The organism is Malaciobacter halophilus (genome assembly GCF_002837275.1).
GTDB classification, from domain to species: domain Bacteria; phylum Campylobacterota; class Campylobacteria; order Campylobacterales; family Arcobacteraceae; genus Malaciobacter; species Malaciobacter halophilus.
The window spans coordinates 35,815-47,378 of the sequence record NZ_NXIF01000036.1 but is presented as its reverse complement, the minus strand read 5'-3'; the positions used below and the strand labels follow the sequence as shown (position 1 = coordinate 47,378).

Sequence of the window (11,564 nt, the reverse complement as noted above, 5' to 3'; positions counted from 1 at the left end):
AAGCTCAATAAGTCTAATAAGTTCTCTTGTTGTAAAGTTTTTTCCATTTCCATTTACATAATTAGAAAATTGTGTATTTGCATTATCTCCTTTAAAACCTAATAAATTTGCAAAATAACTATTAGAAGTAACAGAATTGTTAACACCAAAATTATGTAAAGACAATTTTATTTTTTTTGTAAAATCTTCATAGAATGGAATATATTTATTTAATCGGCTCATTTTAAAAGCCTTTCATACAAGTTATAATAGTTAATTTATCTTGTAATTGCTTTTCAATTATTTTATTTTCATCTCTTAAAAAACTTCTTTGTTTATCAGTTATAAATAAAGATGTAAGCTTTTCAGTATTTAAAGTTAATTGTTTTGAAAGTGTTTCAACCTGTTTACACAATTGTAATTTTGGTAAATTCTTTGACATTTTTACTACCTTTTTTAAGGCAAAACATACAAAAAGGCTTATATAATAGTGTTGCGAATACTAATTATATGTTTTATTTTGTATGTGATAACCTATTTCGAATTTTAGGATTAGGGTATTATATATTAAAATATTACATTTTGTCAAGTAAATATTACAAAATTTATGGAAAAGTATAAAATATGTTCAATTTTAATGAGATACTAGAAAGACTAAAAGAAACAACTGGAAAAAGTAAAAACAAAGAAATTGCAGAATTTTTAGAAACAAATGAAACGAATTTTAGTAGATGGGTAGGAAGAAATAAAATTCCATATGAACAATTAACTAATTTTTGCTACAAAAATGGATATGACTTAATGTATATCCTAACTGGTAAAAGTACAAATGAAGTAATAAACAATCAAAACAATAATGAAAACAGTAAAATATTTAATGTACAAGGTAATAACAACAATGTTCATATCCGTAGTTATAGAGATGAACAATTAAAAATATTAGAAGAATTAAAAAAACTACCTGAAAAAAGACAAAAATATTATTACCATATTATAAGTGCAGAAGTTTTGGAGTTTGAAGAATGAAAAAAATATTAACAATAAGTTTATTAATATCAAATTCTTTATTATTATCACAAAGCTTAGAAAATGCATTATTAGAAAATGATTTTAAAATATTAGAAGAAAAAAAAGAAATTAAATATTATGAATTAGAATTAAATAAAAATGCAATTTATAAATCTAACAGTACATCAAGCCAAAAAATAAATAAAATTACTGGAAGTAATATAAGAAATGGAAATATAAAAGAAGTAGCAGGAATAAACAAAATAAATAACTACTTTAGAAAGGGTTTAGTAAATTATAATACTTCAAAAAGAGAATATGAAAATAAAAGAGAAATATGGAATGATGAAGAAAGAATAATAAAATATTTAGATAAAAAATTATTTAATAAATACAAAAATAAAAAATTAAAATATTCATACAGTTTTGAATTAGACAAAAAAGGAAACTTAAAAGAATTAAATATAATTAAAAAAACTGGTTTTATGGATTTAGATGAAAATATAAAAAATGCAATTATACTAAGTTTAAAAGAATTTAATTATCCTACAAAAAAAACTTTTCACATAATATTTAAATAATTTAATTTTTTTTTAAGAATAATTAATTATAATTCTGTCCGTTGTTTGAGTGAACACATTTCTCATAACCCGAAGGTCAGTGGTTCAAATCCACTTTCCGCAACCAATCTTAAAATGTCAAGGTAGCTCAGCTGGCTAGAGCGCTGGTCTCATAAGCCGGAGGTCGAGAGTTCAAGTCTCTCTCTTGACACCACTTTTTCTACAATATACTTTTAAATAACTTTTTTGATTAATTACATAATTTTATTATAAATAAGTAAATATTAAATAACTATAAATTATTTTTTTAAAATAACTAAGTAAAAAAATATAATAAATGGTGTCATTTTTTAAGCTAAATTTAAAAATATTTTTATATAATTCCGCCATAAGTTTTTAAAATAAACTTATTACTTTTTGGTGCTGGTGTAGCTCAGTTGGCTAGAGCAGCTGATTTGTAATCAGCAGGTCGGGGGTTCAAATCCCTTCACCAGCTCCATATATATTGGGGTATCGCCAAGTGGTAAGGCAACGGTTTTTGGTACCGTCATTCGCAGGTTCGAATCCTGCTATCCCATCCACTAATACAGTAGTAAAATTATATATTTTTCTGCGATGGATGAGATAAAACTTCACTAAATTTTATACATATTTACATTATTTTACTTAAATTCAAACAATTATTCAATTAAGTTTTATCTCATCAATTTCATCTTAGGAACATTGTTCTCCTTTATAAATTGTAATCATTCAACAAACCTACAATAATAAATTTTGTTCCTTTGATGAAATATTATTTTTTGATACTATTTTAATACTCTCTTCTAGTAATATACAAATATAAAAATTCTATAAGGTAATAAAATGAAAACTAATATAAAAACAAAAAATGATATTGCTAAACAACTAGGAAATAATTTAGTTATTAGTACATATTCAAGTGATACAGAAATAAAACAGATTATAGAAAAAACAATACAGTATGTAAAAGCTATTCCAGAGGAACAAAAAGAAGAGATTATAACTTTAACATTAAGTTATATTAAAAAAAGAGTAGAAAAGAAGTTATTACACTTCCTTTAATCTATCTACTCAGTAGCTTCATGAATAGCCTCTTTTGTTTTATTATATGCTTTACTCGTACCTTTTTTTGTAGCATTCCATGCATCACTACTATCTTTTTTAATACCTTTCCAAGTAGCACATCCACTAAAAATAAAAATAAATAAAACCATTAATATAGATACTTTTTTCATCTTCTTTCCTTACTTATTTGGATTTTCAAAAAATATATAATTTGTTGAATAGTCACTAAACTCAAAATATACTTTTTTTTCGTCTGAATCAACTTTAAAATTAAGATTTTCATCTAAAATTCCATAACCATATCTATAAGGTCTGTGGAACTTATCTTCTGTTGCAACAGCTGTGGATAATTTATCAATTTTCATAAATCTTTTTACTAAATTATTACCTGAGTAAACTTCAAGTACACCATTTACTCCCGTCCAGTTTTGGAAATATCTATTAATTTTATTCTGTTTCTCTTCACAACCTGTAAAAAATATTAATAATATAAATATAGTAGCTGCTATTCTCAAGCTTGACTCCTTTTGTAGTTGTAAAGAAAAAAGAGGAGTCTCTTTTTTCTTTATTGTGGTAATGATTATATAGTAATTTCTTTAATATCAGCAATATTTCTAAATGCTTGATATACTAAACCAATTAAATTTTTTCTATTATTTTTTATGTCTTCATTTTCATGATTTACAAATACATTATCAAAAAAGTTATCTAGTTGTGGTTTTAAATCAAATAATGAATCTAACTCTAATTCATAATCATCATAATGTTTTGATACAACTACTTTATAAGCTTCAAATAACTCTTTTTCTTCTTTATCTTCTAGTAGTTCTTCTTTTACTTCTAAAACTTTATTTACATTAATATCTTTGATTATATTTGCAACTCTTTTAAATGTCGTAGAAATTTCTTTAAAGTTATCACTTTGTACTATTGGATTTAAAGCACACAGTTTTAAAGATATTTCATATATATCTTTTTCACCACTTCCTAAAACTGCTTTTAAAACAGAAGGATTTACATCAAAAATCTTAAATAATCTTTCATTAAAGAATTCTAAAAGTTGTGATTTATCTAAACCTTTATAATTACTTGATAAATCTGTTATAATTTTATCTATATTAATTGGTAGTTTATGCTCCATAGCAATTTTTACAATTCCAGCAGCTGCACGTCTAAGTCCAAAAGGGTCTTTTGAACCTGTTGGTATCTTACCAACACTAAATAGTCCCATTAAATTATCAAGTTTATAAGATAAAGCTACAATTGCAGAGAATTTATTTGATGGTAATTCAGAATCTTCTTTATCTGGTAAATATTGCTCTTTTAGTGCTGTATAAACTAATTTATCTTCATTTGCTAATTTTGCATAGTAGTATCCCATTAGTCCTTGAAGTTCTGTAAACTCATAAACCATTTCTGACATTAAATCTGCTTTTGAAAGCATAATAGCTTTTTGAAGTAACTCTTTATTTGTTTCATTAAGTGATTGGGCTAAATATTGAGCTATTTTTGCTTCTCTCTCACACTTTTCATACATAGAACCAAGACCTTCAACAAAAACTAAGTTTTTAAGTCCTTCATTACTTAATCCATTTGCTATATCATTTTTCCAAAAGAACATACCATCAGCTAATCTTGGTCTTAATACTTTTTCATTTCCTGCAATAATTGCACTAAAATCATCTGTTTTTGAGTTTGATACAACAATAAATTTATTTGTTAATTTTGAGTCTTTATAAACTGCAAAATATCTTTGATGTTCTTTCATTGAAGTTACAATTACCTCTTCTGGCAACTCTAAAAACTCTTCATCAAAATTTCCTATTAAAGCAGTTGGATACTCTGTAATAGCAACTACTTCATCTAAGAGTTCTTCATCAATATCAATTTTTATTTTATGTAAGTTTTCAATCTCTTTCATCTGTTCTAAGATTCTTTTTCTTCTCTCTTCAGGATATAAAATAACTCCATTTTTATCTAATTTGCAAAAGTAATCTCCTGCAAAGTCATAAGTAAATGGTTCATAAGAAACCATTCTATGTGCATATGAAAAATTTGAAGATTTAACTCCAAAAAGATTAGCATCAACAATCTTATTGTCTAAAAGAATACTTAAAGTTCTAATAGGTCTTATAAAACTATCCGTTCTACTTCCCCATCTCATAGATTTACCAAAGTTTAAAGAGTGGATAAACTCATTTACCATATCATTTAATAAAATCTCACTCTCTTTTCCCTCTACTTCTTGTTTGAAATATAATACAGGACCCTTACCTTTATCAATTTGTTCTAATTTCTCAACACTAATACCACACTTTTTTGCAAAACCAATTGCTGCATTAGTTGGTTTACCATCTTTATAAGCAATTTTAACTGGTGCACCAAACTGTTCAACAACACTATTTGGCTGAGAAACTGGAAACTCTCTATGCCATAAAACTAATCTTCTTGGTGTGTAAAAAAAATCAAAACCACATAATAATTTATTTTTTTCTAGTATATCACTCCACTTTTTTTCAATATTTGGTAATTCTTTTAAAAATGGAATCGCTGGTAATTCTTCAACACCAATTTCAATTAATAATGGTTTATTCATCTATTTTTTCCTTTTCTCTTTTTTTTTCCTCAAGTTTATTTTTATGTTTTTTTATTTGCTGTTTATTAAATCCTATGATAAACATTGCTAACATAAATACAAACAGTAATAAAACAATAATATCTAATATCTCTTTCACAGTAGTCCTATCTTTTTTTATATTTGTTTCTAAAAAGTAGCTATTTTATCCAAAGCTCACTTATTATTTAGTAAATCTATAAAAGAGCTATTTTGGTTTTTTTTAAAGCTTAAGAAGTCTTCTTTACTTATATGACACTTCTTACAATTTTTTAATTTCTTATGGGATTTATATTCTGAATTAATAAGTCTATTTTGAGAGTGACAAGAGAAACAATCTCCTCCACATTCAGACATTGAAGAAGGTAATTTATTATGACAAGTGATACAATCTTTTAATATTTTATGATGAGATTTATTAATACTTTTTTTAAGAATTTTGTGACAACTAATACAGTTGCCACTACAAGCATAACTTATTGTTAATAAAAAGCAAAATAGTAATAAAAAAACTCTAATCATTTAATAAATAACTATAAATCACTCCATCTATTTGCTCTTTTGCAATATCTTCAAACTCACTATTTGAATCAATAATAGCTAAAATTTTTGAATCAAACATATAATTATCTGCAGTATTTTGTATACTTCTTGCTAATTCTTTTTCGCATATAATATATTTTGCTTCTAATGCATTTGCATAAATAGCCTCTTTTAAATCTTTTATTATTACTGCATATGTAATATTATTTTTAAAACAGTAATCAAGCAAATTTTGTTCATATTGGAAAACTACCATCGTATTTGCTTTAGTTTTAGCTAATTGCTCAATATTTGTTATTACACTTAACGTTTCATATGGTATATTTTTATCCCCTAATAAAATCATTATTTTGCCTTATTATTTAAACATTCAGCTGAACAGAAATAGTTTCCATTGCTTAAAATTCCCTCTTTTTTCGAAACATACGTTCCACAACTTGGGCATTCAACCATAATATCTTCAATGTTCTCTTTTTTTTCATTATTCTTTTTTATTACGCCCTCTCTATCTTTTTTGAAAAATACAATATATACTAAAACTAGTACTACTACAATTGCTAATAACTTTAAAATCATTTTCTACCTTCATTTTTTTGTAAATATAAATAGTTTCTATCTTTTCTTTTTACTATTTTACAACTATCTAGTTTTGCTTGTTTTACTTCACTTTCAAGCATGCTTCCTTTATAAAAAAGAAAACTACAACTATTAGTTGAAATATTTTTTGTTAACTCTAGTAATAAACTTGTATTTGTAACTGCTCTTGATGTTACTAAATCAACTTTTATATCTTCTACTTCTTCAACTCTTTTACATATAACTTCAACATTTTGTAAGCCTAAACTATTTTTTACAAAGTTTAAAAATGCAACTCTTTTTACTCTTGGTTCAATCAAATAACATTTAACTTCAGGTCTTGCAATAGCAAGTAATAGTCCAGGATACCCTGCTCCTGTTCCTATATCTGCAAAACTATCAAATCTATTTATAAAAAGTATAGGATATACAGAATCAACAATATTTTCTATTATATCATTTTCATGTAAACTTCCACTAAGATTATGAACTTTACCCCATTTTTGTAATAAATTTAAGAAAGAATTACATCTTTCATAAAACTTTTTATCAAAATTGATATTTTCATTTTTTAATATTTTTTCTAAATTTTCATTCATTTTATAAAAGGTGCCCCATCTTATCTTTTTTTGTATCTAAATAGTGTTTATTGTATTTATTAACTCTTGTAATTGCAGGTATTCTTTCAATAATTTGAACACCTAAAGACTCTACATAATTGATTTTTTCAGGATTATTTGTAATAAGTTTTACTTTTTTAACGCTTAAATCTTCAAAAATATGTTTTATAACTTTATAATCTCTTTCATCTTCTTTGAAACCTAACTCTAAATTAGCTTCAATAGTATTTCTTCCTGCATCTTGTAAAGCATAAGCATTTACTTTATTTAGTAGCCCTATATTTCTTCCTTCCTGTCGATGATAAATTATTAAGCCACCCTCTTTTGATATAAACTTTAATGCTAATTCTAGCTGATTTTGACAATCACATTTTAAACTTCCTAATGTATCTCCTGTTAAACACTCTGAGTGTATCCTTACATATGGAGCTTCTAAATTTTCAAAATCTGTTGACATTATTGCTAAATGCTCTTGATTATTATCTTTGTAAGCTTTAATCTTAAATTTTCCATGTTTTGTAGGTAGGTTAGCAATATTTGATTGTTGTATATTCATTCGCCTTTAAACCTTATAGTGATAAAATAACCACGATTATAACAAATACCAAATTAAAATAGAAAAAATATACGTAACTTATTTAGATTCTTTTTTAATTTGATATAAATAAAGGTATAAAATGTTTAAAAGATTTAGAAGATTAAGAATTAATGAAAACTTAAGAAATCTGGTTCAAGAGAATACTCTTTCAAAAAATGATTTTATTTATCCATTATTTGTAAAAGAAGGTACAAATATTAAAACAGAAGTTGAATCAATGCCTGGTGTATTTCAAATGAGTATAGATGAAATAATAAAAGAGTGTGAATATATCTATTCAATTGGTTTAAAATCTATTATTCTTTTTGGTATTCCAGATGTAAAAGACTCTGTTGGAAGCGAATGTCTTTGTGATGAAAGTATTATAGCAAGAACAATAAAAGCGATTAAACAAAAACTTCCAGATATGTTTATTGCAACTGATTTATGTTTTTGTGAATATACAGACCATGGACATTGTGGAATTTTAGACCCTGTTACAAAAACAGTTGACAATGATAAAACTTTAGAGCTATCTGCACAACAAGCCTTAGTTCATGCAAAAGCAGGTGCTGATATGATTGCGCCTAGTGGTATGATGGATGGTATTATTGAAGTATTAAGAACAACTCTTGATGCAAATGGTTTTGAAAATCTACCAATCATGGCTTATTCTACAAAATTTGCAAGTGCTTATTATGGACCATTTAGAGATGTTGCTGAGTCAACTCCTTCTTTTGGAGATAGAAGAACATATCAAATGAATTCTGCAAACAGATTAGAAGCTCTTGAAGAATCACTTGAAGATGAAAGACAAGGAGCTGATATATTAATGGTTAAGCCAGCACTTGCTTTTATGGATATTATTAGAGATGTAAGAAATAGTTCAAATCTACCTTTATGTGCATATAATGTAAGTGGTGAATACGCAATGCTTAAAAATGCAGGTAATGCAGGTTTAGTAGATTATGAAAAAGTTATGATTGAAACACTAGTAGGTTTTAAAAGAGCTGGTGCAGATATTATTATAACTTATCATGCCAAAGAGGCTTGCGAATATTTAAATAAGAATTAAATATGCCTAAAAGTACTTATCAAGAAGCAATAGAAAATAGTAATATTGTATCAAAAACAGATATTGATGGAATAATTACTTTTGTTAATGATGAGTTTTGTAAAATATCTGGTTATTCAAAAGAGGAATTATTAGGGAAAAATCACAATATCGTAAGACACCCTGATATTCCTAGTGAACACTTTAAAAATCTTTGGGAAACAATAAAACATAACAAAAAAACCTACAAATCTACTGTTAAAAACCTTACAAAAGATGGAAGAAGTGTTTACTTAAATACTACAATTACACCTATTCTTGATAAAGATGGAAATATAAAAGAGTTTATTGCAATTCGTTATGATGTAACACAAGAAGTTGAACTAAAAAAAGATTTAGAAAAAAAAGATAAAGAGTTAAAACTTTTAAATAAAACTTTAGAAATGAGAGTTCAAGAACAAACAAAACAGTTAAAAGAGCTAAATCAAACTTTAGAGCAAAGAGTAAAAAGCGAAATAGAAAAAAATAAACAAAAACAAAAAATCCTTTTTTGGCAATCAAGAATGGCAAGTTTAGGACAGATGTTAGCAAATATAGCTCATCAATGGAGACAGCCTTTAACAGAATTAAATCTTGCACTATTTAATTTAAAAAAATCAGCAACTAAACAAGAGTTTGATGAACTTGAAAAGTATTACAAAGATAGCAAAGAGATTATTGCAAATATGTCTCAAACTATTGATGACTTTTCAAACTTTTTTAATCCTAATAAAGAAAAACAGAAGTTTAATTTAAAAAATTCAATTGATGAGAGTTTAAATATCACAAGAAAGCTTATCCAAAAAGAGAATATTCAAATACAAAAAGAGTATATAGATATTGAAGTTTTTGGAGTATCAAATGAATTTTCACAAGTTATTATTAATTTTTTACAAAACTCAGCACACGCATTTAACAAAAAAAATATAGAAAACAGAGTGATAAATATTAGTATCAAAGAAGTTGAAATTGAGTCGGCAAATTTTGCACAAGTTACTTTTTGTGATAATGCAAAGGGAGTTGATGAAAAGACTTTAGATAAGATTTTTGAACCATATTTTACAACAAAACATCAAAGTAATGGCACAGGACTAGGACTTTTTATGTCAAAATTAATTATTGAAAAAAGTTTAAATGGAACAATATTTGCTAAGAATAGTAACAAAGGTTTGCTATTTACAATTAATATTCCACTTTAAAATTATTTATAATTATTTCTGACACCATTTTGCTACCTTCATATAGTATAGTTATATTATATGAAGGAGGCTATAATGAAAACTACAGTTTTTTTAATCTTAACAAGTATATTTATTTTTTTAGGTTGTAGCCAAGATATTTCAAAATTAGCAAAAAATGATTGTATTAAAAAAGGCTATAAGTTTAAACAAGAAAAAGCTTTAAACTATAGAACAGGAAAATATGAAATAAGAACTATTTGTGAGAAAAAGTAAGGTTATAACCTTACTTTTTTAATTCAATAACTGTATCACTTAATTTTGCTATATCAAAAACAGATAACCTTAAAGTACGACTTACAATTTCTGTCATAGTTATATTATTTTCTATAACAATTTTTGCTGCTTTTTGAAAATCTTTTTCGTTTCTAATAACCCTAACCAAATCAACAACTAAAGCAGCAAGTAATGTTGACTTTTCAGTTTCGTTTTTCATTTGTGCATTCATAATAAACTACTCTCTAAGTTCATTAAGTCTTTTAAGTAAATACTCTAATTCTGCCCTCTTTTCTATTTTTTCATCAACTTTTTCTTCTAAAAAATCCACTACATTTTGATGAAGTTTTAATTTATTTAATCTATTAATATTTGTAATACCACCAGGATTTAGAACATTTACTTCTAATATTTTATCACCAATCATATCTAACCCAACAAAATACAAACCATCTGCTAACAACTTAGTACCTATTTTTCTACATACTTTCTTTTGACTATCAGTAAGTTCATATTTATGTGCCGTTCCACCAGCTTGTATATTTGCTCTTATTTCTCCTTGTGCTGGTTTTCTATTATATGCTCCAATAAATTTTCCATTTAACATTAGAACTCTAACATCACCATTTTCTGCACCTTTTATGTACTCTTGAAGAATAACATATTTATCTCCTGATTTATCTACATAAAAATCTAAAAGTGAGTTTATATTTGATTTTGCATTTTTTTCTAATACAATTACACCTTTTCCTCCAGAACCATCTAATGGTTTTAAAATTAGTTTCTCATCAGGAGAATCTTCAATAATTTTATTAATATATTTTTTACTTCCTGATACATGAGTTACTGGCAAAAAACTATTATTTGGGTCGTGAAAAGTTGTTGTATATAATTTATTATTTGCTTTTCTTATTCCATCTACATCATTTATAATAACTGTTTCATCTTTTATTGCATCTAAAAAATTTAGCACCAATGGATTAATAGGTGGGTCTTTTCTTAACATTATGCAATCAAAAGCATGAAGAGATGTTAACTTTTTTTCAAAATCAACTTTTTTATAAAAAGATACAATATTATCAGGAATCTTATCCATCTCTTTTATTGTTTGAATAAAACCATGAACAATATTATTTCTTACAGTTAAATTATTTGTATAAAGCACTGAAACTTTATGTCCTCTTTTAATACACTCTTTAATAATCAATATTGTAGAACTTTTTAAAGGTTCAATATTATCCCAGTGTTCAATAATAAAACCTACGTGCATTTTATCCTCTTTGTGTGAAATCAATAATAGTATTATAGTCTATTTTTTAAAACTATTCTATAAAATTTTTCTATTTAGTTATAAAGTACCATAAATTGAGCTTTATTTCAAGTTATTTTATGCCTATAAGTTTTTGTTATTTTTTACTTTTATCTCATTTTTAAAAAAAAATTCTATAATTTTG

Annotated in this window: 18 protein-coding genes and 3 tRNA genes; 9 read left to right on the top strand and 12 right to left on the bottom strand. The window is 25.4% G+C overall.

The genetic code is table 11. The annotated features are described in order from the left end of the window. Together CP960_RS09725 and CP960_RS09720 are read right to left on the bottom strand one after the other, a co-directional pair. Positions 1-222: hypothetical protein (locus CP960_RS09725; RefSeq protein ID WP_133121148.1), on the bottom strand; the 222-nt coding region annotated here is incomplete at its 3' end. Position 223: 1 nt separating this feature from the next. Further along, on the bottom strand, positions 224-421 hold the full coding sequence (locus tag CP960_RS09720) for a hypothetical protein (RefSeq protein ID WP_101185218.1): 198 nt from the start codon (positions 419-421) through the stop codon (positions 224-226). Positions 422-603: 182 nt separating this feature from the next. On the opposite strand from CP960_RS09720, the gene CP960_RS09715 reads away from it, so the two are divergent. The 6 genes from CP960_RS09715 to CP960_RS09690 all read left to right on the top strand — a co-directional run bounded on the left by CP960_RS09715 (position 604) and on the right by CP960_RS09690 (position 2,630). Further along, positions 604-1,005 (top strand): helix-turn-helix domain-containing protein, encoded by a 402-nt coding sequence (locus CP960_RS09715; RefSeq protein ID WP_101185217.1) that lies wholly within the window; start codon positions 604-606, stop codon positions 1,003-1,005. Continuing rightward, positions 1,002-1,568, top strand: coding sequence for a hypothetical protein (locus CP960_RS09710; protein WP_101185216.1), 567 nt, complete (start codon positions 1,002-1,004; stop codon positions 1,566-1,568). Before CP960_RS09715 ends, CP960_RS09710 begins: the two co-directional genes overlap by 4 nt. A gap of 116 nt (positions 1,569-1,684) precedes the next feature. Next, positions 1,685-1,761: transfer RNA gene (locus CP960_RS09705), tRNA-Met, on the top strand. A 208-nt stretch (positions 1,762-1,969) separates the two neighbouring features. Then, positions 1,970-2,046 (top strand) — tRNA-Thr (locus CP960_RS09700). Positions 2,047-2,053: 7 nt separating this feature from the next. Next, a tRNA-Gln gene (locus CP960_RS09695) sits at positions 2,054-2,128 on the top strand. Positions 2,129-2,411: 283 nt separating this feature from the next. Further along, positions 2,412-2,630 carry a hypothetical protein gene (locus tag CP960_RS09690; RefSeq protein WP_101185215.1) on the top strand — a complete coding sequence of 73 codons (219 nt, stop codon included), beginning with the start codon at positions 2,412-2,414 and terminating at the stop codon, positions 2,628-2,630. Positions 2,631-2,635: 5 nt separating this feature from the next. On the opposite strand, the gene CP960_RS13775 is transcribed toward CP960_RS09690, so the two are convergent. From CP960_RS13775 to ribA, 8 genes are all read right to left on the bottom strand, one after another. Further along, entirely contained in the window at positions 2,636-2,803 is a 168-nt protein-coding gene (locus tag CP960_RS13775) for a hypothetical protein (protein ID WP_162919080.1), read from the bottom strand. A 9-nt stretch (positions 2,804-2,812) separates the two neighbouring features. Next, positions 2,813-3,148: a hypothetical protein gene (locus CP960_RS09685; protein ID WP_101185214.1), complete on the bottom strand. Its 336-nt coding sequence runs from the start codon at positions 3,146-3,148 to the stop codon at positions 2,813-2,815. A 65-nt stretch (positions 3,149-3,213) separates the two neighbouring features. Beyond that, positions 3,214-5,229, bottom strand: coding sequence for a glycine--tRNA ligase subunit beta (gene glyS / locus CP960_RS09680; RefSeq protein ID WP_101185213.1), 2,016 nt, complete (start codon positions 5,227-5,229; stop codon positions 3,214-3,216). Further along, positions 5,222-5,368 carry a hypothetical protein gene (locus CP960_RS13770; RefSeq protein ID WP_162919079.1) on the bottom strand — a complete coding sequence of 49 codons (147 nt, stop codon included), beginning with the start codon at positions 5,366-5,368 and terminating at the stop codon, positions 5,222-5,224. Before CP960_RS13770 ends, glyS begins: the two co-directional genes overlap by 8 nt. 393 nt (positions 5,369-5,761) lie before the next feature. Continuing rightward, positions 5,762-6,136: a hypothetical protein gene (locus CP960_RS09670; RefSeq protein WP_101185212.1), complete on the bottom strand. Its 375-nt coding sequence runs from the start codon at positions 6,134-6,136 to the stop codon at positions 5,762-5,764. Further along, on the bottom strand, positions 6,136-6,366 hold the full coding sequence (locus CP960_RS09665) for a PP0621 family protein (RefSeq protein ID WP_101185211.1): 231 nt from the start codon (positions 6,364-6,366) through the stop codon (positions 6,136-6,138). The genes CP960_RS09670 and CP960_RS09665 overlap by 1 nt, the downstream gene beginning before the upstream one ends. Beyond that, entirely contained in the window at positions 6,363-6,965 is a 603-nt protein-coding gene (gene rsmG, locus CP960_RS09660) for a 16S rRNA (guanine(527)-N(7))-methyltransferase RsmG (RefSeq protein ID WP_101185210.1), read from the bottom strand. Before rsmG ends, CP960_RS09665 begins: the two co-directional genes overlap by 4 nt. Before the next feature lies 1 nt (position 6,966). Beyond that, positions 6,967-7,542, bottom strand: a complete 576-nt coding sequence (gene ribA / locus CP960_RS09655; RefSeq protein WP_101185209.1) for a GTP cyclohydrolase II — start codon at positions 7,540-7,542, stop codon at positions 6,967-6,969. A gap of 121 nt (positions 7,543-7,663) precedes the next feature. Between ribA and hemB the strand changes: the two genes are divergently transcribed. The 3 genes from hemB to CP960_RS09640 all read left to right on the top strand — a co-directional run bounded on the left by hemB (position 7,664) and on the right by CP960_RS09640 (position 10,110). Continuing rightward, on the top strand, positions 7,664-8,638 hold the full coding sequence (gene hemB / locus CP960_RS09650) for a porphobilinogen synthase (protein ID WP_101185208.1): 975 nt from the start codon (positions 7,664-7,666) through the stop codon (positions 8,636-8,638). A gap of 2 nt (positions 8,639-8,640) precedes the next feature. Further along, positions 8,641-9,855: a PAS domain-containing sensor histidine kinase gene (locus CP960_RS09645; RefSeq protein ID WP_101185207.1), complete on the top strand. Its 1,215-nt coding sequence runs from the start codon at positions 8,641-8,643 to the stop codon at positions 9,853-9,855. Between the two features lie 75 nt (positions 9,856-9,930). Continuing rightward, on the top strand, positions 9,931-10,110 hold the full coding sequence (locus tag CP960_RS09640; protein ID WP_101185206.1) for a hypothetical protein: 180 nt from the start codon (positions 9,931-9,933) through the stop codon (positions 10,108-10,110). A 10-nt stretch (positions 10,111-10,120) separates the two neighbouring features. On the opposite strand, the gene CP960_RS09635 is transcribed toward CP960_RS09640, so the two are convergent. Both CP960_RS09635 and gshB read right to left on the bottom strand, forming a co-directional pair. Beyond that, positions 10,121-10,342 (bottom strand): hypothetical protein, encoded by a 222-nt coding sequence (locus CP960_RS09635; RefSeq protein ID WP_101185205.1) that lies wholly within the window; start codon positions 10,340-10,342, stop codon positions 10,121-10,123. Positions 10,343-10,348: 6 nt separating this feature from the next. Further along, entirely contained in the window at positions 10,349-11,380 is a 1,032-nt protein-coding gene (gene gshB / locus CP960_RS09630; RefSeq protein WP_101185204.1) for a glutathione synthase, read from the bottom strand. Positions 11,381-11,564 lie beyond the last annotated feature (184 nt).

Excerpts from the sequence above, each read along its gene's own strand:
- CP960_RS09635 (WP_101185205.1), bottom strand. The coding sequence starts at position 10,342 with ATGAATGCACAAATGAAAAACGAAACTGAAAAGTCAACATTACTTGCT.
- CP960_RS09690 (WP_101185215.1), top strand. The coding sequence starts at position 2,412 with ATGAAAACTAATATAAAAACAAAAAATGATATTGCTAAACAACTAGGA.
- CP960_RS09710 (WP_101185216.1), top strand. The coding sequence starts at position 1,002 with ATGAAAAAAATATTAACAATAAGTTTATTAATATCAAATTCTTTATTA.
- CP960_RS09665 (WP_101185211.1), bottom strand. The coding sequence starts at position 6,366 with ATGATTTTAAAGTTATTAGCAATTGTAGTAGTACTAGTTTTAGTATAT.
- ribA (WP_101185209.1), bottom strand. The coding sequence starts at position 7,542 with ATGAATATACAACAATCAAATATTGCTAACCTACCTACAAAACATGGA.
- hemB (WP_101185208.1), top strand. The coding sequence starts at position 7,664 with ATGTTTAAAAGATTTAGAAGATTAAGAATTAATGAAAACTTAAGAAAT.
- CP960_RS09645 (WP_101185207.1), top strand. The coding sequence starts at position 8,641 with ATGCCTAAAAGTACTTATCAAGAAGCAATAGAAAATAGTAATATTGTA.
- gshB (WP_101185204.1), bottom strand. The coding sequence starts at position 11,380 with ATGCACGTAGGTTTTATTATTGAACACTGGGATAATATTGAACCTTTA.
- glyS (WP_101185213.1), bottom strand. The coding sequence starts at position 5,229 with ATGAATAAACCATTATTAATTGAAATTGGTGTTGAAGAATTACCAGCG.
- CP960_RS09720 (WP_101185218.1), bottom strand. The coding sequence starts at position 421 with ATGTCAAAGAATTTACCAAAATTACAATTGTGTAAACAGGTTGAAACA.
- CP960_RS09670 (WP_101185212.1), bottom strand. The coding sequence starts at position 6,136 with ATGATTTTATTAGGGGATAAAAATATACCATATGAAACGTTAAGTGTA.
- rsmG (WP_101185210.1), bottom strand. The coding sequence starts at position 6,965 with ATGAATGAAAATTTAGAAAAAATATTAAAAAATGAAAATATCAATTTT.
- CP960_RS09640 (WP_101185206.1), top strand. The coding sequence starts at position 9,931 with ATGAAAACTACAGTTTTTTTAATCTTAACAAGTATATTTATTTTTTTA.
- CP960_RS09715 (WP_101185217.1), top strand. The coding sequence starts at position 604 with ATGTTCAATTTTAATGAGATACTAGAAAGACTAAAAGAAACAACTGGA.
- CP960_RS13775 (WP_162919080.1), bottom strand. The coding sequence starts at position 2,803 with ATGAAAAAAGTATCTATATTAATGGTTTTATTTATTTTTATTTTTAGT.